Annotated in this window: 1 pseudogene; it reads left to right on the top strand. The window is 44.6% G+C overall.

The features are described 5' to 3' along the window. A pseudogene (locus AB4486_RS22645) lies at window positions 1–460 on the top strand (pilus assembly protein); the annotation flags it as partial.

The following is a 460-nucleotide window of genomic DNA, read 5'->3' as shown; positions in this document are numbered from 1 at the left end:
AGTCGGCACCGTTCATGCTCTTAAAGTAGGGGATAACAAACTATCTGAAATGGGTAATGGTAATTATCACCTATTGGACTTCGGCTCTGGTGGTAAAACAGTTAAAGAAGGCTTGGGTGGGAACTATAGTTATCCTGTAGCGATTGGTGACAATATAACCACTAAACCAGGAGGAACGGTTGGTCCCACAGGCGATGGCCTGAATACTCGTTTTGGTGATTATGGTGGTGGCTTATCTGCATCTGATTACCCTTCAGATTATGTAACTACAGAACCTACCAATGAAATAACGATTGATGCCGGTACGGGAGAGATCGATTCTGACGGAAGTTATACCTATGCTCAATATGAGTCAGATACCAACGCCTGCATAGCAAACGGTGGTTCTGGGTGTGCATCTAATGGTGTCGCTTGGCGTCGTATTTTGCCAATTCCTATGGTGGATTGCTCTGGTAAAAGT

This window comes from Vibrio sp. 10N.222.55.C6, from assembly GCF_041473395.1.
In the GTDB taxonomy this organism is placed as follows: Bacteria; Pseudomonadota; Gammaproteobacteria; order Enterobacterales; family Vibrionaceae; genus Vibrio; species Vibrio crassostreae_C.
Note: the sequence above shows the minus strand (reverse complement) of the source record. Positions and strands in the feature narration are given on the sequence as shown.